This is a genomic window from Paenibacillus sp. FSL L8-0502 (genome assembly GCF_038593055.1).
Taxonomy (GTDB): Bacteria; Bacillota; Bacilli; order Paenibacillales; family Paenibacillaceae; genus Paenibacillus; species Paenibacillus polymyxa_D.
The window spans coordinates 3,501,144-3,520,648 of sequence record NZ_CP151958.1 but is presented as its reverse complement, the minus strand read 5'-3'; the positions used below and the strand labels follow the sequence as shown (position 1 = coordinate 3,520,648).

Annotated in this window: 15 protein-coding genes and 1 pseudogene; 14 read left to right on the top strand and 2 right to left on the bottom strand. The window is 44.0% G+C overall.

Translation table 11 applies throughout. From position 1 onward, the window contains the following. Positions 1-97 precede the first annotated feature (97 nt). The 6 genes and pseudogenes from NSQ57_RS15185 to NSQ57_RS15160 form a co-directional block, all read left to right on the top strand. A pseudogene (locus tag NSQ57_RS15185) lies at positions 98-391 on the top strand (Gfo/Idh/MocA family oxidoreductase); the annotation flags it as partial. A 184-nt stretch (positions 392-575) separates the two neighbouring features. Continuing rightward, a complete protein-coding gene (locus NSQ57_RS15180) occupies positions 576-1,343 on the top strand; it encodes a sugar phosphate isomerase/epimerase (RefSeq protein ID WP_340955836.1) in 768 nt (255 codons plus the stop codon). Continuing rightward, positions 1,336-2,418, top strand: coding sequence for a Gfo/Idh/MocA family oxidoreductase (locus tag NSQ57_RS15175; protein ID WP_029517229.1), 1,083 nt, complete (start codon positions 1,336-1,338; stop codon positions 2,416-2,418). Before NSQ57_RS15180 ends, NSQ57_RS15175 begins: the two co-directional genes overlap by 8 nt. A gap of 75 nt (positions 2,419-2,493) precedes the next feature. Further along, a complete protein-coding gene (locus NSQ57_RS15170; RefSeq protein ID WP_029517230.1) occupies positions 2,494-3,462 on the top strand; it encodes a sugar phosphate isomerase/epimerase in 969 nt (322 codons plus the stop codon). Between the two features lie 20 nt (positions 3,463-3,482). After that, positions 3,483-4,214: a ThuA domain-containing protein gene (locus NSQ57_RS15165; RefSeq protein ID WP_342424990.1), complete on the top strand. Its 732-nt coding sequence runs from the start codon at positions 3,483-3,485 to the stop codon at positions 4,212-4,214. A 246-nt stretch (positions 4,215-4,460) separates the two neighbouring features. Next, complete coding sequence (locus tag NSQ57_RS15160; protein WP_034095058.1) at positions 4,461-4,805, top strand: helix-turn-helix domain-containing protein; 345 nt, start codon at positions 4,461-4,463, stop codon at positions 4,803-4,805. Positions 4,806-4,929: 124 nt separating this feature from the next. Here the strand turns inward: NSQ57_RS15160 and NSQ57_RS15155 are convergent, their stop codons facing one another. Continuing rightward, positions 4,930-5,229: a hypothetical protein gene (locus NSQ57_RS15155; protein WP_342424989.1), complete on the bottom strand. Its 300-nt coding sequence runs from the start codon at positions 5,227-5,229 to the stop codon at positions 4,930-4,932. 318 nt (positions 5,230-5,547) lie between these two features. Here NSQ57_RS15155 and NSQ57_RS15150 point away from each other — a divergent pair, with 318 nt between their 5' ends. Next, the gene (locus NSQ57_RS15150) at positions 5,548-6,315 is read left to right on the top strand and encodes a class III extradiol ring-cleavage dioxygenase (RefSeq protein WP_029517232.1); all 768 of its coding nucleotides are present in this window, start codon (positions 5,548-5,550) and stop codon (positions 6,313-6,315) included. Between the two features lie 138 nt (positions 6,316-6,453). On the opposite strand, the gene NSQ57_RS15145 is transcribed toward NSQ57_RS15150, so the two are convergent. Beyond that, positions 6,454-7,170 carry a Crp/Fnr family transcriptional regulator gene (locus tag NSQ57_RS15145; RefSeq protein ID WP_013310849.1) on the bottom strand — a complete coding sequence of 239 codons (717 nt, stop codon included), beginning with the start codon at positions 7,168-7,170 and terminating at the stop codon, positions 6,454-6,456. Positions 7,171-7,428: 258 nt separating this feature from the next. On the opposite strand from NSQ57_RS15145, the gene adhE reads away from it, so the two are divergent. The 7 genes from adhE (at position 7,429) to metG (ending at position 19,353) form a co-directional block, all read left to right on the top strand. Beyond that, positions 7,429-10,041, top strand: coding sequence for a bifunctional acetaldehyde-CoA/alcohol dehydrogenase (gene adhE / locus NSQ57_RS15140; RefSeq protein WP_029517233.1), 2,613 nt, complete (start codon positions 7,429-7,431; stop codon positions 10,039-10,041). A 328-nt stretch (positions 10,042-10,369) separates the two neighbouring features. Continuing rightward, a complete protein-coding gene (gene pflB, locus NSQ57_RS15135) occupies positions 10,370-12,631 on the top strand; it encodes a formate C-acetyltransferase (RefSeq protein ID WP_029517234.1) in 2,262 nt (753 codons plus the stop codon). Positions 12,632-12,682: 51 nt separating this feature from the next. Then, positions 12,683-13,441, top strand: a complete 759-nt coding sequence (gene pflA, locus NSQ57_RS15130) for a pyruvate formate-lyase-activating protein (RefSeq protein WP_029517235.1) — start codon at positions 12,683-12,685, stop codon at positions 13,439-13,441. A 219-nt stretch (positions 13,442-13,660) separates the two neighbouring features. Beyond that, positions 13,661-15,883 carry a copper amine oxidase N-terminal domain-containing protein gene (locus tag NSQ57_RS15125; protein WP_341070962.1) on the top strand — a complete coding sequence of 741 codons (2,223 nt, stop codon included), beginning with the start codon at positions 13,661-13,663 and terminating at the stop codon, positions 15,881-15,883. 253 nt (positions 15,884-16,136) lie between these two features. After that, positions 16,137-16,628 carry a Fur family transcriptional regulator gene (locus NSQ57_RS15120; protein WP_039270917.1) on the top strand — a complete coding sequence of 164 codons (492 nt, stop codon included), beginning with the start codon at positions 16,137-16,139 and terminating at the stop codon, positions 16,626-16,628. 1 nt (position 16,629) lies between these two features. Further along, the gene (yidD, locus tag NSQ57_RS15115) at positions 16,630-16,920 is read left to right on the top strand and encodes a membrane protein insertion efficiency factor YidD (protein ID WP_029517238.1); all 291 of its coding nucleotides are present in this window, start codon (positions 16,630-16,632) and stop codon (positions 16,918-16,920) included. Between the two features lie 414 nt (positions 16,921-17,334). Then, complete coding sequence (gene metG, locus NSQ57_RS15110) at positions 17,335-19,353, top strand: methionine--tRNA ligase (protein WP_029517239.1); 2,019 nt, start codon at positions 17,335-17,337, stop codon at positions 19,351-19,353. Positions 19,354-19,505 lie beyond the last annotated feature (152 nt).

Sequence of the window (19,505 nt, the reverse complement as noted above, 5' to 3'; positions counted from 1 at the left end):
TTCATTTTAAACGAAACAGAAATAGAATACTATGTGAACTGTAAAGCTTACATGTTAGATGAGAAAGTACATGTTGGAGGCCAAGGAGTGTGACGACGTGGAACGAATGAAGGCCGGGATTATCGGATGCGGTACTATTAGCTCGGTATATCTTGAAAATCTCCAAAAGAGCCCACTCATTGAAGTGGTGGCCATCGCTGATTTACTGGATGAGAGGGCAAAGGAGAGGGCCGATAAATTCAACATTGAAAACGTATACAAATCGGATGAATTACTGCGCCAGCCTGAAATTGAGCTTGTATTTAATCTGACCGTGCCTGGCAGCCACGTATGGTCAGATATAGCGATACTAGAGGCAGGCAAGCATGTGTACAGTGAAAAGCCTTTGGCGCATTGAAATTCACGGACCATCGTGCCAATGCTGAGCTGGCCTACCATGTGTTAGAAGCCATGCATGCTTTTCAGCACTCATCATTGGAAGGCAATACATTACGCTGGTAAGTACGTTCAAGCCGGACGAGGATGTGTATTATGGAACAGATATAATGGTTCCTAACTTAAAGAGGTGAAGGGTAATGGCTAAAGTAGGATTGCAATTGTACACCGTAAGGGAAGAGCTTGAACAGGATTTTGAAGGTACATTGCGCAAGATAGCTGAGCTTGGCTATAAAGGAGTAGAATTTCATACCTTTTTCGGACGCAATGCCAGGGATGTCAGAGCGCTCTTGGATGAACTGAATCTGGAAGTTGTCGGAACTCATGTACAATATTCTCGCTTGCTGAATCATTTGGATGAGGAGATTTCATACCACAAAGAATTGGGCAATAAGTACCTAATCGTTCCTTATTTAACCGAAGAACAGCGGGAGTGGGATGAACTTTTTGCTAATTTAAATCGTATTGGTGAAAAAGTGAAGGAACAGGGTTTGATACTGGCTTATCATAATCATGATTTTGAATTAACAGAAAAGATCAATGATCGCCCAGTATTCGATGCTTTATATGATGCAGTTTCCGATGATTTGTTACAGGTCGAAATGGATACTTGTTGGGTATACTACGGGGGCTATGATCCAGTGGAATACATCGGACGTTATAATGGACGCCTGCCTATCATTCACTTAAAGGATATGGCACGTGACGAGCAGCAAAAAGCAGTGACTGTAGAGCTTGGCAAAGGCGAAGTGCAGCTTCAGGCCATTACAGACGCCGCTATTCAGGCAGGTGTGGATTGGGTCGTCGTGGAACAGGATTTCTGCTCAAACCCTCCAATCGAAAGCATTGAAACCAGCATTAAATGGCTCCAACAATACGCAGCTCAGGGAGGAAATATTCATGTCTAAAACACTTAAAATCGGGATTATTGGTTGTGGAGGCATTGCCAACGGCAAACACTTGCCGAGTCTTGCCAAGCAGAAGCGTGCGGAGATCGTTGCATTTTGTGACATCATTCAGGAGCGCGCTGAAGAGGCAGCAGAAAAGTTTGGTGTTGATGGCTCGCAAGTTTATAGCGATTACCGTAAGCTGTTAGAAAATAAAGACATTGAAGTCGTACATGTATGTACACCTAACGACTCGCACTCGGAAATTACCGTAGCGGCGCTTGAGGCAGGTAAGCATGTGCTGTGTGAAAAGCCGATGGCTAAAACTGCTGAGCAAGCACGGGAGATGCTTGATGCGGCCAACCGCACAGGTAAGAAGCTGTCCATAGCGTATCAAAACCGTTATCGTGATGACAGTTTGTACCTGAAGCAATTAGTCGAGCAAGGAGAGCTTGGAGAAATTTATCTGGGCAAAGCCATTGCTCTACGCCGTCGCGCGGTTCCGACTTGGGGAGTATTCTTGGATGAAGAGAAGCAGGGCGGTGGTCCTCTTATTGATATTGGCACGCATGCACTAGACCTGACACTCTGGCTGATGGATAATTACAAGCCTAAAAGCGTACTAGGTTCAACTTTCCATAAGCTAGGGGATCGTAAAGATGCGGCAAATGCCTTTGGGCCTTGGAACCCTGAGGAATTTAAGGTAGAGGACTCAGCTTTTGGTTTTATTACGATGCAAAATGGAGCTACGATTGTACTGGAATCCAGCTGGGCATTAAACGTTGTAGAGTTTGGCGAAGCGAAGACACTGTTATGCGGTACCGAAGGCGGAGCCGATATGCAGGATGGATTGCGCATTAACGGAGAAAAGAACAGCCGTTTGTTTGATACGAAAATAGATCTGGATGCAGGTGGTGTTGCCTTTTACTCTGGGGAGACGGAAAATGAAGCAGACCGCGAAGCCCGCCTGTGGATCGAATCTATTCTGGACGACAAAGAACCTCTTGTGAAGCCGGAACAGGCACTGGTTGTTACTGAAATTTTGGAAGCTATCTATGAATCGGCACGTACGGGAAAAGCTGTCTATTTTGACTAAGCCGTAATTATCCCGAATAGACCATCGTTATAATGAAAGCAGCTTTTTTCACATATGATACAGGGGGGATTTCTTTTGAAACTTGGAGTATTTATGGTGTTGTTCGGTGGCCGTTCGCTGGAGGAAGCGTTGGATTATGTGGCTTCTCAAGGATTGGATGCTGTAGAAATCGGTACAGGCGGCAACCCGGGGGATAAGCATTGTAAGCCGGATGAATTGCTGGAGAATGATGCAGCGCTCAAAAATTTTAAAAAGGCAGTAGAGTCCCGCGGACTAACGATTAGCGCACTTAGCTGTCACGGCAATCCTCTTCATCCGCAAAAGCATTTGGCCCAGGCTGATCATGATACGTTTCTTAAAACCGTTCGATTGGCAGAAAAGCTGGAAGTTCCAGTTGTGAACACTTTCTCCGGCTGTCCGGGAGATCATGAGGATGCGAAATATCCAAACTGGCCTGTGGCTCCGTGGCCTAATGATTTTCAAGAAGTGTTGAAGTGGCAATGGGAGAATAAAATTATTCCTTACTGGACCGAGACGGGGAAATTTGCAGCAGATCATCATGTTAAAATTGGATTGGAGCTACACGGAGGCTTCTCCGTTCATACACCAGCGACCTTGCTTCGTTTACGTGAAGCTGCGGGAGAGGTTATTGGTGCTAATCTCGATCCGAGCCATATGTGGTGGCAGGGAATTGACCCTGTGCAGGCAGTTCAAATTTTGGGCCGAGAGGGAGCTATTCACCACTTTCATGCCAAGGATACGACGATTGATCCGATTAATGTAAATAAATATGGACTTACCGATATGCAGGAATATACGAAAATGCTAGATCGCGCTTGGCAGTTCCGTACTGTGGGTTATGGACATGATGTAAAAACCTGGGCAGATATTATCAGTGCTCTGCGCCTGGTGGGATACGATCATGTAGTGAGTATTGAGCATGAAGATGGTCTGATGTCCGTGGAAGAGGGCTTTACTAAGGCTGTCCACAATCTTCGCCAGGTACTGATTGAAGAACCGCTGAGCGAGATGTGGTGGGTCTAACCTAATAGGGGGAAATGTTGATGATTAACGTCACCATTTGGAATGAATTTTTGAACGAAAAGTTGAATGATGAAGCCAAACAGATATACCCTGACGGGATACACAAAGCGTTGGCTGACGGCCTGGCAGGAGAGGGATTTGCCATTCGAACAGCTACACTGCGTGATGATGCAGAGCATGGTTTGGGAGAAGAAGTCTTGAATTCCACAGATGTGCTGCTGTGGTGGGGGCATAAAGCCCATGATCAGGTGAGCGATGAAGTTACGGCGCGTGTTGTCAAGCGAGTGCAGGAAGGAATGGGCTTAATCGTGCTGCACTCAGGCCATTTTTCCAAGCCATTCAAAGCCCTGATGGGCACTAGCTGCGATCTGAAATGGAGGGTGGCAGGTGAACAGGAGATTATTTGGTCGGTGAATCCGTCACATCCCATTGCAGAAGGCATTGACGCCAAAATATTGTTGAAGCAGGAAGAGATGTATGGCGAGTTCTTTGATATTCCTACGCCGGATGAACTGGTATTTGTTAGTAACTTTGAAGGCGGCGAAGTATTTAGAACCGGATGTACCTTCCGCCGAGGTAGCGGTAAGATATTCTATTTCCGCCCAGGCCATGAGACCTATCCGACTTATTACCAGCCTGATATTTTGAAGGTTATTGCCAATAGTATTCGTTGGACTTCTCCAACAAATATTAACAAACCAATATATGGTAGAAGTGAACCGGTAAGACCTCTCGGTGGAGTGTTGGTATAATGATAATCATCACATTTTGATGAGCTATATAATGAATAGATTGAAAGGCGGAACCTCTGGGGATTCCGCCTTTTTTGATTTAACGATTTAGACATATACCTGCTGTGTTGGTTTGTTGTATAATCAGTTTTGGTCATGGCAACTTTATCGGCGCAGGTATTTAATTTAAGAAGAAAGTGTTTTCTTTCGGGATAAAGTGTGCTAAAATGATATATACTAACAAAAGGAAAGCTTTATCAAACCGAAATGCAAAAGAAGGTGAAAAATTTGGAGAGTCAACCGCAATGTACAAAAATGTGTCCGCGTTTTGAAACCGCCTTTTCATGTTTGGGCAAGCGTTGGAATGGATTAATTATTCAATCCATGATGAGCGGTCCTAAGCGGTTTAAGGATATTTCCAATCTGATTCCCACAATGAGTGACAAAATGTTATCAGAGCGGATGAAAGATTTGGAAAATGAAGGAATTCTTACACGTCATGTATATCCGGAAACTCCTGTCCGCATTGAATACGAGCTAACAACTAAAGGCCGTGCACTTCAGCCGGTTATGGAACAGATTCAATTTTGGGCTGAGGAATGGATTAGATGAGCACCAAACTAAATAAGCGTTTTTCATAGCAAAATAGCCTTTTCCTAGGAAAAAGGCTGTTTTTTATTTTGCGTATAGGACTACTTATCCATTTTGCAGAAATGATGTGCATAGGCAGCAAGGCTTAATAACCTTTGGCGCGCCCTGCAACTGAGAATAATGCTGCTGTTGCACGGCGGGGCACACGGGTTTGAATATCCAGCGCGGCCGAACGGAATGTACCCAGACAGGAATGGCAAAGTCTCCCTGCATAAATAGGGGAACGGCAGGACTCACAAGGATAATCAAGCTGACTGTATGTGGAGGGAAATTTGCCTGCTCTTACCCAATCTGTGAGCAATTCTATAGGTGTACCAGTTACGTCACTGAGCTGGCGAGTATGAGTAGAAGGATGCTTCCATAGATAGTTAGAACAGCGGTCCAAGAATATATTTTCTTCCTGAATACAAGTACTACAGAGGTTTCTAAGGTTTTGACGAAAAACGGAACCGCATTTTGGGCAATTAGAAGTATGTATCTCCATAGAAACCAGTCCTTTGTATCGAAATAAAGTGAAATTTTAAAATTTATTAGTTACATATTACTATGACATTATACCTATATCAATCTTTATTTATAGAATCTTTGACCTTTAAGTGTATGTTAAAATCTGTGTTGACATGACTCTATTACTTATGTATCATTACTTACATAAAGTTACTTGATGAATAAAATAAATTGTTGATGATAAGGGGATCTTTATATGATGCCATCTTTATTTTTGGCCCATGGCTCACCGATGCTTGCTATTGAACAGACGGACTATACTTCATTTTTAGAGCAACTGGGGAAAAGTATTCGTCCTAAAGCAATAGTTATCTTTACTGCTCATTGGGAAACACAAACGTTGACAATCAGTTCGATGGATGACGTGTACGATACCATTTATGATTTTGGCGGTTTTCCACCGGAACTGTACACAGTGAAATATCCAGCACATGGTTCTGTGGAACTGGCCAATAAGCTGAAAAAATTATATGAACAAAAGGGCATTGACGTAGAAACTGATCGGGTGAGGGGATTGGATCATGGATCTTGGACATTGTTGCATCGTATGTATCCTGAGGCAGACATTCCGGTAGTTCAGATCTCTGTAAATCCATATCTCTCACCCAAAGCACAATATGCTATTGGTGAAGTGCTGCGAGGACTGGGAGAACAGGATATTCTGGTCATTGGTAGTGGAGTGACTGTTCATAATCTGCGTATCGTCAAATGGGGGGAAACGAAAACAGAACCTTGGGCTATAGATTTTGATGATTGGATTATTGAAAAAGTACAAAGTAGAGATATAGAGGCTTTGGATCACTATGAAAGCGAAGCACCGTATGCTCGCCAGGCCGTACCCAGAGCAGAACACTTTGTACCGTTGTTTATTGCAATGGGGAGTGGCAATCCTGCAAACAAAGCCAAGGTTATCCATAGAAGCTATGAGATGGGGAATTTAAGTTATCTATGCTTACAGTTTTAAAGAGTGTTGCCAGAAGAAGGACTGTCATTAAAATGCTTCGCTACTGCTCCTGTATAAGTAGGGGAGTGGAAATAAATTAGGGAGTGTTATAAGCTATAGTGGCTTATAACACTCCCTTTTACATAAAAAAACGATTTATTATATCCGGCAAATCTCACGAGGGCATAGTTCACAATGACATACACCTTGCAGCATTTCCAAATCTTTGACAACAATCATACCATTATCATATTCAACTGCATTTTTCTTACGTAGATCACTAAGCATCCGGTTTACGCTTTCCCGGGTCGCACCGATCATATTTGATAAGTCAGTATGAGTAATTTTTTTATGAATCAGGATATGTTCGCCGTGAGGCTCACCATAGGTATTGCATAGACGAATGAGCGTTGAACATAAAGCGCCTGGCTTGCCGTACATCATCAAATCGCGGAACTTAGTCTGAGTAATGCGGTGATGTGAACCCATCCATTTCATAAAGTCAATCGCAAAATCACAATGCTGGCAAATAAGCAGTTCCAAATCTGTATGATCGATTACGCCAATATCACTGTCTTCCAGAACCTCAGCAGAAAAGGAATGCTTAGTACCGAAAAATGGATCGGCTTGACCAACAAGATCGCCGCTTTGATACATATATAGAATAAGTTCCTTGCCCTCATCCGTTGTTTTGGTTACTTTCACGCGTCCGCGCTTAATATAAAACAGCTTATCCGCTGTATCTCCTTCCCAGAACAGATGCGAGCTTTCTGGCATAACTCGATCTTTCATCATTACTTGCAATCGGTTGAAGCTGGCCTCCGAGAAGCAACAGGTGTTGCCGCGGGCTTCCATTACATTTGTAGGGTTTCTCATCGTCCATTTCCCCTTTGTATCCTATGTTTTTTATCTGCAACTTGATCAATTCAAATTCATTATATACTTGTGCAATGAGTTTTTGGGGCAAGAAGAGGGGGTAAAAGTGGCAGAATTCCAAACTTTGTGATTTAATTCACTTCATAAAATAAAATTTTAAATAGATTGTGAAAAAAATCACAATATATCTTGAAAAGCTGTGTTACGATCAGTGCGTGAACAAGAGATAGTACACGAGATAACAGGAGGATGAGGGAAATGGCTGTTAAAAACGAGGTTATTCAAAAAGAGCAAAGCGCAGAGCAGTATATTCAAACGCTGATTGACCGGGGGAACCGGGCACAGCAAGCTTTCATGAGTATGAATCAGGAACAGATTGACGAAATCGTACAAGCTATGGCACTCGCAGGGATGGATAAACACATGTACCTGGCGAAGTTGGCTGTTGAAGAAACAGGACGCGGTGTGTACGAGGACAAAATCACCAAAAACATGTTTGCAACAGAATATATCTATCATAGTATCAAAAATGAAAAAACCGTCGGTGTCATTGAAGACAATGATTTTGACAGTTTTCAAAAGATAGCAGAGCCAGTCGGTATTATCATGGGGATCACTCCAGTGACAAACCCGACTTCGACTACGATGTTCAAAGCGCTGATTGCCATTAAAACACGTAACCCAATCATTTTCGGTTTCCATCCATCTGCTCAATCGTGTAGTGCGGAAGCAGCCCGCGTCTTGCTCGAAGCAGCTGTTAAACATGGTGCTCCGGCCGATTGTATTCAATGGATTGAAGCACCTTCGATGGATAAGACCAATGTATTGATGAACCACCCTGATGTGGCGCTAATTTTGGCAACTGGTGGATCAGGCATGGTTAAGGCAGCTTATAGCTGCGGTAAACCAGCACTTGGTGTAGGTCCTGGTAACGTGCCTTGCTTTATTGAAAAAACAGCAGATATCAAACAGGCCGTGAACGATCTTATCCTCTCGAAATCTTTTGATAACGGTATGATTTGTGCTTCGGAGCAAGCGGTTATTATCGAAGAGCCAATCTTCGAACAAGTGAAAAAATTGATGATCGCTAACGGTTGCTATTTTGTAAATAAAGAAGAAGCAGCTAAGCTCACTCAAGGAGCTATGAATGTCGAGAAATGTGCAGTGAACCCAGCTATTGTCGGGCAGTCTGCTGTGAAAATTGCTGAAATGAGTGGTATTACAGTACCAGCAGGAACTAAAATTTTGGTCGCTGAGATTGAAGGGGTAGGAACAAAATTCCCATTGTCTGCGGAAAAATTGAGTCCTGTATTGGCTTGCTATAAAGTAAAAAATGCGGAACAAGGTATTCAACGCGCTGCTGAAGTCGTGGAATTCGGGGGCATGGGTCACTCGTCCGCTATTCATTCGAACGATGAGGATGTTATCGCTCGGTTTGCAAACCGTTTGCAAACAGGACGTATCATTGTAAATGCACCTTCCACACATGGTGCAATTGGCGACATTTACAACACCAATCTTCCTTCGTTGACACTTGGTTGCGGTTCGTACGGTCGTAACTCGACTTCGTCGAACGTATCGGCAGTCAATCTGATTAATGTGAAAAGGGTGGCGAAACGGACGGTGAATATGCAATGGTTCAAAGTACCTTCCAAAATCTATTTTGAAAAAAATTCGACACAGTATCTTGCTAAAATGCCTGATATCACACGTGTAGCTATTATCACAGACCCTATGATGGTACAACTGGGATATGTAGATCGTGTTATTCATTATCTGCATCAGCGCCAAACACCAGTAGCTATCGAAGTGTTCTCTGAAGTAGAGCCAGATCCATCGACAGTTACGGTAGAACGTGGTACTGAAATGATGAGACGTTTCCAACCGGATTGCATCATCGCACTGGGCGGCGGTTCGCCAATGGATGCCGCTAAAGGCATGTGGATGTTCTATGAATATCCAGATACTGATTTCAATAACTTAAAACAAAAATTCATGGATATCCGTAAACGGATTTACAAGTACCCACGTCTGGGCCAAAAAGCACAATTTGTAGCTATCCCTACAACATCGGGTACAGGTTCCGAAGTTACATCGTTCGCAGTAATTACGGACAAAAACCTGGGCGACACGAAGTACCCACTGGCTGACTATGAGTTGACTCCTGATGTGGCAATTATTGACCCAGTGTTTGTATATTCGCTGCCTAAAACAGCTGTAGCGGACACAGGTATGGACGTTCTGACACATGCTATCGAGGCTTACGTGTCCGTAATGGCTAATGACTACACAGATGGTCTGGCAATTAAAGCCATTCAATTGGTATTCCAATACCTAGAACAATCGGCTCTGACCGGTGATAAGCTGGCTCGTGAAAAAATGCATAATGCTTCCACACTTGCTGGTATGGCGTTTGCTAATGCATTCTTGGGCATTAACCACAGTCTTGCACATAAATGGGGTGGACAATACCATACAGCGCATGGCCGCACGAATGCCATTTTGATGCCGCACGTTATTCGTTATAATGCGAAAAAACCGACAAAATTTGCTTCGTTCCCTAAATATTCGCACTTTGTTGCGGATGAGCGTTATGCAGAAATCGCGCGCATACTGGGACTGCCTGCACGCACCACCGAAGAAGGGGTTAACAGCTTGATCGAAGCGATCCGTAAAATGAACAAAACACTCGGTATCGAGGAATCGTTCCAACAAATCGGTTTCGATGCGAAAGATTTCGAATCACGTGTAGATTATCTGGCTGACCGCGCATTTGAAGATCAATGTACAACTGCGAATCCTAAGTTGCCACTGGTTACTGAGTTGGCTGATGTCTATCGCAATGCCTTCTACGGACGTTTTGACCAATAATATAATAGGTAAGAAGAGGCTTGTGAAAAAGCATTTTCTCGTTCAATACCGATGCAGGCTCTCTATATAGAGGGCCTGTTGGTTTGGGAAGGGAGGTGAAAGGCAAGGCTAAGGATATAGGCGCGAAGCTAGGGAAAATAAAGTGACAAAAATCACTCATATTGTGATTTTTGTCACATACTACACTCTATCATTATTCTACAATAAGGGTGTAAGAAAGGTCCCGACACTGAGCGTAAGGCATCGGTGAACAGGCCGGGCTCAAGAAATAGCTTTATCGTGAAAAAAATCACAAGTCCGGAAGACCAAACAATTTGGAGGGATTTACATGTCGGTGATTGAGAGAGAATTACAAGAGCAACAATCTGGCTGGAGAGGTTTTAAAAAAGGCAAATGGACTAAAGAAGTCAACGTCAACGATTTTATTGAAACCAATATCTTACCTTATGTTGGCAATGAAGAATTTTTGGTTGGTCCTACGGCCAACACAACTGCATTGTGGGATATTGTATCCGATCTTACCAAAAAAGAGTTGGCAAACGGCGGCGTGCTTGATGTAGACGTGAATACGCCATCCACTATTATTTCACATAAACCGGGTTATCTAGACCGGGATAAAGAGCAAATTGTCGGTGTACAAACAGATGCTCCATTCAAACGTTCTTTACAGCCGTTTGGCGGAATTCGAATGATGATCGACGCTTGCAAAGCCTATGGTTTTGAAGTGCCAGAAAGTATCATTGATATCTTCACTCATATTCGTAAAACTCACAACCAAGGTGTATTTGACGCTTATACAGATGAAATGAGAGCAGCTCGTAAAGCTGGTATCATTACTGGTCTGCCAGATGCATACGGCCGTGGTCGTATTATCGGTGACTATCGTCGTGTAGCTTTATACGGTGCAGACTTCTTGATCCAAGATAAAAAGCTGCAACTGAAAAGCCTTGAAGTTGATTCCATGGAAGAAGACGTAATTCGTCTGCGTGAGGAAATTTCCGAGCAAATTCGTGCTTTGAATGAACTGAAACAAATGGCTGCTGAGCACGGTTTTGATATTTCAAAACCTGCTAACAATGCGAAAGAAGCTTTCCAATGGGTATATTTTGGATATCTTGCAGCAATCAAAGAACAAAATGGTGCAGCAATGTCCTTAGGGCGTGTATCTTCCTTCCTTGATATTTACTCTCAACGTGATATGGAAGAGGGTACAATGACAGAAGAACAAGCTCAAGAACTGGTCGATCATTTTGTTATGAAATTGCGTATTGTTAAGTTCTTGCGCACACCTGACTATAATGAACTGTTCAGTGGAGATCCAACTTGGGTTACTGAGTCCATTGGTGGTATGTCCGTAACTGGAGAAACTCGGGTAACTAAAAACAGCTTCCGTTTCCTGCACACCCTCTACAATCTGGGACCTGCACCGGAACCGAACCTGACTGTACTGTGGTCGGAAAAATTGCCTGAAGGCTTCAAAAAATATTGTGCGAAAGTTTCTATTGAAACTAGCTCCATTCAGTACGAGAATGACGATCTGATGCGTCCGATTTATGGAGACGACTATGGTATTGCTTGTTGTGTATCGGCAATGAAAATCGGTAAACAAATGCAATTCTTTGGTGCTCGTGCTAACTTGGCTAAAGCTCTGCTGTATGCAATTAACGGTGGTAAAGATGAAAAATCTGGCGTCCAAGTAGGGCCTGAATTCCCAGCCATTACAGGTGAAGTTCTGGATTATGAAGAAGTGTTGAGTCGCTTCAAACCTATGATGGAATGGTTGGCAAAACTGTATATGAACACTTTGAATGTTATTCACTACATGCATGATAAATATAGCTACGAACGCATTGAAATGGCGTTGCATGATCGTGATATTCTCCGCACCATGGCTTGTGGTATTGCGGGTCTGTCAGTTGCTACCGACTCCTTGAGTGCCATTAAATTTGCAAAAGTTAAACCAATCCGTAACGAAAAAGGGATTGCTGTGGACTTTGAAATTGAAGGCGAATACCCTTGCTACGGTAACAACGATGACCGTGTAGATAACATCGCTGTGGAACTGGTAGAGAGCTTCATGAGCATGATTCGCAAGCATAAAGCTTATCGTAATGCGCTTCCTACTCAATCTGTACTGACTATTACTTCTAACGTGGTGTATGGTAAGAAAACAGGTACAACACCGGATGGACGTAAAGCAGGCGAACCGTTTGCACCAGGGGCAAACCCAATGCACGGCCGTGATAAAAAAGGTGCTTTGGCATCTCTGAGTTCCGTAGCCAAATTGCCTTATGAACACAGTCTGGATGGTATCTCGAACACCTTCTCTATCGTGCCTAAAGCACTGGGTAAAGAAGAAGAAACACGCAAAACAAACCTCGTTTCGATGATGGATGGTTATTTTGGAAGCCACGCACATCATCTGAATGTCAATGTGTTTGCTCGCGAACAACTGTTGGATGCAATGGAACACCCAGAAAACTATCCACAGCTGACGATCCGTGTTTCCGGTTATGCCGTTAACTTTATCAAGCTGACTCGTGAACAACAATTGGATGTTATTAACCGTACTTTCCACGGTACAATGTAAATAAGTATTACAATGACGCACGCATAGCGGATGCGGGAAGGATGATGCAACATGTTGAAAGGACACATACACTCATTGGAAACCTTCGGGACCGTCGATGGTCCCGGCATCCGCTTCGTGCTCTTTATGCAAGGATGCTTGTTGAAATGTCAGTATTGCCATAATCCGGACACTTGGGCCTTGAATGAAGGCAATCCAATGACCCTAGAGGAAGTATTGGCTGAAATTGAACCGTATTTAGCCTATTACCGTTCTTCGGGAGGCGGATTGACCGTATCCGGTGGAGAACCGACATTGCAAGCTCATTTTGTAGCAGAGCTGTTCAAAGAAGTGAAACGTCGCTGGAATTTGCACACGACACTGGACAGTAATGGCTTTAATGATGCGGGCCGTATCCATGATCTGCTGGACGTAACAGACTTGGTGTTACTTGATATTAAGCATATTGACAACGACAAGCATATTAAGCTTACAGGCAAGTCCAACGACCGTATGCTAAGCACAGCTCGCTGGTTGTCTGAGCAAGGGCGTAAAATGTGGATTAGACACGTATTTGTACCGGGTATTCATGATGACGAGCAAGATTTATTGAATTTGGGACGGTTTATCGGAACGTTGAACGGAGTCGAGAAATTCGAAATTTTACCTTACCATCAAATGGGTGTTTACAAGTGGGAAATGCTCGGTAAGGAGTATCCGTTGGAGGGAGTTCCATCTCCTACAGACGAAGAAGTTCAACGTGCTTACCGACTCATTGAAGAGGGTCGTCTGGAGACTGCAGGAAAGAATGCTGTCTGTCGTCCATCATAATGTAAATGGTGCAAAAGCTATTTCTTAGTAATGAAGCCGCCGCCACATCAGGTCAGATGGGTGGCGGTTTTTTGTTGTTGAATTTTTTGCAGTCACAGGAGAAAGTTCCCTTTTTTTCATGATAAGCAAAATTTCCAGAAACTTTTTAACAACTGACGCGTCTAATAGTATGACTTTTTACGGGAATGATAATAATTTGGTGATAGAAGGAGACAGACAATGAATTTCAAGAAATGGACCATGCTCACCGCTTTGGCGGTAGCTCAGGTGGCCGCAGTAGCCCCTGTAGGAGCAGAAGCAGCATCAACAACCGTTCAATCCACCGATTCGGTTAGCGCACAGCAGGCTCAGACCAATGTTGCTGATTCCAGCGTTCAGAATAGTATCGGAGCTCAAGAGGGAACAGGCACACAAAACAACACGGTAACACCAGATAACACAGGCGTAACCAATGATCCATTGACTGGCCTGCCTACGGATACAACCAACGGATCGAACGTATCCAATGATGTATACGGTGGAGACGGAACGATCACCAATCCTGGTGGAGCTCCAACAAACATGGGGGCTAATCAACTGATTTTGTATTTAAACAGTGCGAAAATGGAACAAAACGGACAGGTATATACGGCAACTCAGCCGATGACTGTTAAGGACGGAGTTTCCTATGTAGCTATCCGTTCTCTTGTCAGCCGTGTCGGATTGCAGTTTAGTTATGACACTGCCACCAAAGAAACCGTAATCACACAAGGAACAAATGTCCTGCGCTTCAAAACAGACAGCAAGGTTTATACGGTTAACGGTGAAGCCAGACAAATGAAGGGACCGGCTTTTCAGCAAAAGAACGTATTTATGGTGCCGTTGACCTCGATTACACAGGCCTTAAATATTCCTTATACTGTGAATAATACGACTAAACAAGTTATCATGGATTTGAATCAGAAGCCTAAAGCTTCCTTCACGGTTCAGCAAAAAGATATCTATGCGGGCGAAACCCAAGTTACGTATTTGACGAAGGAATCTTCTCCTACAGGTCTACCGATTGTGAACCAACGTTGGGAAGGTAAGCAGGACGTATTTCAGGAGCCGGGTACATATGTAGTTACCTATTCTGTTCTTGACTCAGCTGGAAACTGGAGTGATCCTTACTCAGTTACAATTACAGTAAGACCGCCGAACCAACCGCCAGTCGCTCTGTTTACTACAGATAAAAAAGAGTACAAGATGGGTGAAAAGATCACCATTACGGACCTGAGTACGGATGATGAGAATGCTATTACTAAGCGTGATTGGGAGAACAAGAAACTTGCCTTCTTCCAACCAGGTGATGTAACGATTACGTTAACCGTGACTGATAAGCACGGCGCAACAGGTACCAAAAGTGAAACGATTAAAATTACGAATGAACTGCTGTACAACGAAGATGATTTCAATAAAATCTTCACACCATATGGTGATAAATATACAGTAGACGGCAGTCAGGTGCCTACCATGGCTACCATTCCTTTGACAAGTACATCTTCACCGCGTCTTTTGATCCGTGCTAACAGCCCGGAACGTGTATTTCAGGACGGAATTGTGTATCAGGAAACCGGATCAGGAAGCACGCGCATACTCGTCCATCATGTGAATGAAACGGGTCGAGATGTGAAAATGTACGTGATTGCAACCAACAACAATATTACTCCTGCCAACATGAATGTCGAAAATTCCGGTTTTGCCGGACCATCTGAATTTGCAACGGCTGCGGGTAAAGTCTCGATTCAACGATATTTTCAATCCATGCAGGATGGAAGCAAGCGTTCTAGCACAGTTCTAAATCCTGGCGAAAGCCGCGTTATTTTACAGGATCTGAACGCACAAAAAATCAAGCAAAAACAAGTCATTTCTCTGTTATCCGATTTATATACGGATCAACCTATTCAATACACGGTTATTGTGTTAGATGCAAATACAGATCCGTTGACCGTGTTGCCTACTTTGGCAAAACTGCCTAAGGACGGTATTCATAACCGTGGAACGTACGCTAATTCGGATATCTCACTCAATTATACCGAAGAGGTTGGTAAAACAGCTCAACGTATCGTTCTTGGCGATAATAAGGTAGACCCGAACCTGATTGGTACGGATGGTCTGGACGGCTCTTCTGCTTCCAATGCCGGTAATTTTGGTGTTGTATATAAAGTTAAATTGGATCATGTAGCGCCGTATTCACTGATTACGTTCAACCCGCGTGGAGGCGAATATTCCGGCTATGCGATGGTAAACAATCAGGTTGTGGGTATCCCGACAAACGGCTCGGTATGGGCTCCAAATGAGATGAGTGTGCTGTATCGCACAGGGCATATCGAGGAAAGTGTAGAGATGTATTTCACTGCTGCTGCAGGAAGTAACTTGCCGGTTTCCGTAGTAGTTATGCCTTTACCAGCTATTAAAAATTAATATGAATTAACCGGTACTGTTTACCGGCTTAGACCTTGGGTCTCGTCATTCACCGTTTAAAAGTCGATGTCACTTGCAGAATATAGGCGTTCTCCTGCTGCGAATTTGATCGTAGCGCTGGAGAGCGTCTTTTTCTTATGTATAGATGCGAATATCTCTTATAATATTGACTTTAATCGTGGTATAATAAATAGATGCAAGCCTAAGCCTGCATCAGAAAACCTGAAACTACAGACAGGGGAGGGTGAAACGCATGCTGACAAAGGATGAGATTATTGCAACAATGTCCGCTCAGGGGCTGCGTATTACAGATCAGCGCAAAACGTTGGCCACGTTATTTTCCGAGAATGAAGGGTATCTGTCCCCCAAAGACGTTTATGAATATATGGGTAAGAAGTACAGTGGACTTAGCTTTGATACAGTTTATCGTAATTTGCGTGTAATGCAGGAATTAGGTGTGCTGGAACAGGTATCTTTTGAGGATGGAATGAAGTTCAAGGTGAGCTGTAATGAGCATCATCACCATCACCATATGATTTGCTTGAGCTGTCAGAAAACATTACCGATTTCTTTTTGCCCAATGCAAATGACGGATACAACGGATCAATTCCAAATCGTCGAGCACAAGTTTGAAATTTTTGGTTATTGTAAAGAATGTCAACAGAAGAATGGACATACTGATAGTAATTCGGATGGGGGATTCAGACAGACGAGCAGTCACACTCACAGCCACGGGGGCTACTGAAATGAAAATCACCACACGCAGAGTGGTACAGGCTCCGATTAAGTTTTATCGTTCCTATATTTCACCGTTAAAGCCGGCTACCTGCCGATTCTATCCAACGTGTTCAGCGTACGCGTTGGAGGCGGTAGAAGTGCATGGTGCGCTCAAAGGTTCATGGCTTGCTACTAAGCGTATAGCCAAATGCCATCCCTTTCATCCAGGAGGCGTAGATTTGGTTCCTCCTGCAAAAAAGGAGACAGACAGGTCTAGCGAAGATCGTTTGGCTACTCATTCCGAGAAGAGTCTGACTTGACAGCGCTATGCGGATTTGGTTATATTTTGGTTAATATTGTTTTCCTGCGAAGGGATGAGTAGGGTGAATTGTCCAGTACAGAGAGCCGGGGTTAGCTGCAAACCGGTCTGGAGTGAAGCCTGAATATGGTCCTGGAGGAACCTTTTTCGAGCGTATTTGCCACAGTTATTTGTGCACGGGAGGCAAACGTAAGGGGGAGGCGTGTTCCAGCGTTAATGGGCGGTCAGATGTGACCGGTGAAGCCTGTAGTCTGCGAGGATACAGGAAAATTGGGTGGTAACGCGTGAGGTGACTCTCGTCCCATAGGGGCGGGGGTCTTTTTTGTGCCCAATTTGTTCCAAATTCATAAATTGGAGTACCATCATGTCAGCAGGTCTTATCGAGCTGCCGTGAACAAAACAGGAGGCAACATACATGTCCAATGAGAACACATTTTACATTACGACACCGATCTATTATCCGAGCGACAAGCTACATATAGGTCATGCTTACACGACAGTTGCGGGAGATGCAATGGCCCGTTACAAGCGGCTACGCGGTTATGAAGTGCGTTATTTGACAGGAACGGATGAGCATGGTCAGAAGATTGAGCAAAAGGCAAGTGCAGCTGGAAAAACGCCACAACGTTTCGTAGATGACATTGTGGCAGGCATCCAAGACCTGTGGCGGAAGCTCGACATTTCCAATGACGATTTTATCCGTACTACGGAGGAACGTCATAAGGCTGTCGTACAGGAAATTTTTGATCGTTTATTAAAACAAGGCGATATTTACAAGGGAGAATACGAAGGCTGGTACAGCATCCCTGACGAGACGTACTACACAGAAACTCAGCTGGTTGACGTGGTGAAGGACGCTAAAGGCAATGTGACTGGAGGTAAGAGCCCGGATAGTGGACACCCTGTAGAATTGGTCAAGGAAGAGAGCTACTTTTTCCGCATGAGCAAGTATGCTGATCGGTTGCTGCAATTTTATGAAGAGAACCCGCAGTTTATCCAACCGGAATCCCGGAAAAAAGAAATGATTAACAACTTCATCAAGCCGGGGCTAGAGGATCTGGCTGTTTCCCGTACAACTTTTGACTGGGGTGTTAAGGTCAAGGGGGACCCGAAGCATGTCGTATACGTTTGGATTGACGCACTTTCCAACTACATCACAGCCTTGGGATATGGTTCTTCTAATACTGAGCTGTACGATAAATTTTGGCCAGCAAATGTGCATATCGTGGGTAAAGAGATTGTACGGTTCCACACGATATATTGGCCAATCATGCTGATGGCATTGGATCTTCCGTTACCTAAAAAAGTATTTGCACATGGTTGGTTACTTATGAAAGATGGTAAAATGTCGAAATCTAAAGGCAATGTGGTAGACCCGGTAACGTTGATTGACCGTTATGGTCTGGACCAACTTCGCTACTACTTGCTGCGCGAGGTGCCTTTTGGGGCAGATGGAACATTTACACCAGAAAGTTTTGTAGATCGAGTTAATTCGGATTTGGCAAATGATCTGGGCAACTTGTTGAATCGTACCGTGGCGATGGTAGATAAATATTTTGACGGCAAGGTTCCGGCTTATGAAGCAAATGTAACAGAATTCGACGGAGCTCTGGAAGACATGGCAACATCGACTTATAGCAAAGTAGAAGAAGCCATGGAAAACATGGAGTTTTCCGTGGCATTAACGGCGATTAGCCAATTTATTAGCCGTAGCAACAAATATATTGACGAGACGCAACCATGGAATTTGGCTAAGGATGAGGCAAAACGTCGTGAATTGGCATCGGTTATGTTGCATTTGGTAGAAAGCTTGCGCATCGCTTCCATCTTACTTCAGCCATTCTTAACCCGTGCTCCTCATAAAATTTGGGAACAGCTCGGTATTAGCCAAGGTGAGCTGACTACATGGGATAGCGGCAAGCAGTTTGGTCGTATTCCGGAAGGAACACAGTTGGTCAAAGGTAATCCGATCTTCCCACGTCTGGATTCAGAGCAAGAGGTTGCTTTTATCGTGGAAGCAATGACAGGAGGTAAGAAACCAGAGGAAGCTACGACACAAGTTCAACCACAGAATGCATCTGAGACGAGCCAGGAAGCGCCGGAGGCAAAGGAAGAGATTGGCATTGAGGATTTTGCCAAGGTAGAACTGCGCGTTGCTCAGGTCGTCGCTTGCGAGCCTGTGAAGAAGGCAGATAAACTGTTGAAGCTCCAACTTGATCTTGGTTATGAGCAGCGGCAAGTAGTATCAGGGATTGCGAAGTTTTATACACCTGAAGATATCATTGGGCGCAAGGTGATCTGTGTGACCAATCTTAAGCCGGTAAAACTTCGGGGAGAGCTGTCGCAAGGTATGATTTTGGCAGCTTCACATGGAGATCAGCTTACGCTCGCCACCGTACCGGAAGGTATGCCGAATGGTGCAGTTGTAAAGTAGTACGCTAGTTAATAAAAGAACGTAATGAGCGTATGCCCGAGAATCATTCTTCTTGGGCATGCGCTTTTTGGCGTGCATCATATTTTGCTCCCGCTACACGTATGTTTAGTAGGCAGGGCTTGTTTGCTCGTGTTCACTTAAGACAGGGGAGG

Bases quoted from the DNA above. Each gene is read 5' to 3' on its own strand.
- NSQ57_RS15180 (WP_340955836.1), top strand. From the start codon at position 576: ATGGCTAAAGTAGGATTGCAATTGTACACCGTAAGGGAAGAGCTTGAA.
- NSQ57_RS15175 (WP_029517229.1), top strand. From the start codon at position 1,336: ATGTCTAAAACACTTAAAATCGGGATTATTGGTTGTGGAGGCATTGCC.
- NSQ57_RS15165 (WP_342424990.1), top strand. From the start codon at position 3,483: ATGATTAACGTCACCATTTGGAATGAATTTTTGAACGAAAAGTTGAAT.
- NSQ57_RS15160 (WP_034095058.1), top strand. From the start codon at position 4,461: ATGCAAAAGAAGGTGAAAAATTTGGAGAGTCAACCGCAATGTACAAAA.
- NSQ57_RS15150 (WP_029517232.1), top strand. From the start codon at position 5,548: ATGATGCCATCTTTATTTTTGGCCCATGGCTCACCGATGCTTGCTATT.
- NSQ57_RS15145 (WP_013310849.1), bottom strand. From the start codon at position 7,170: ATGAGAAACCCTACAAATGTAATGGAAGCCCGCGGCAACACCTGTTGC.
- adhE (WP_029517233.1), top strand. From the start codon at position 7,429: ATGGCTGTTAAAAACGAGGTTATTCAAAAAGAGCAAAGCGCAGAGCAG.
- pflB (WP_029517234.1), top strand. From the start codon at position 10,370: ATGTCGGTGATTGAGAGAGAATTACAAGAGCAACAATCTGGCTGGAGA.
- pflA (WP_029517235.1), top strand. From the start codon at position 12,683: ATGTTGAAAGGACACATACACTCATTGGAAACCTTCGGGACCGTCGAT.
- NSQ57_RS15125 (WP_341070962.1), top strand. From the start codon at position 13,661: ATGAATTTCAAGAAATGGACCATGCTCACCGCTTTGGCGGTAGCTCAG.
- NSQ57_RS15120 (WP_039270917.1), top strand. From the start codon at position 16,137: ATGCTGACAAAGGATGAGATTATTGCAACAATGTCCGCTCAGGGGCTG.
- yidD (WP_029517238.1), top strand. From the start codon at position 16,630: ATGAAAATCACCACACGCAGAGTGGTACAGGCTCCGATTAAGTTTTAT.
- metG (WP_029517239.1), top strand. From the start codon at position 17,335: ATGTCCAATGAGAACACATTTTACATTACGACACCGATCTATTATCCG.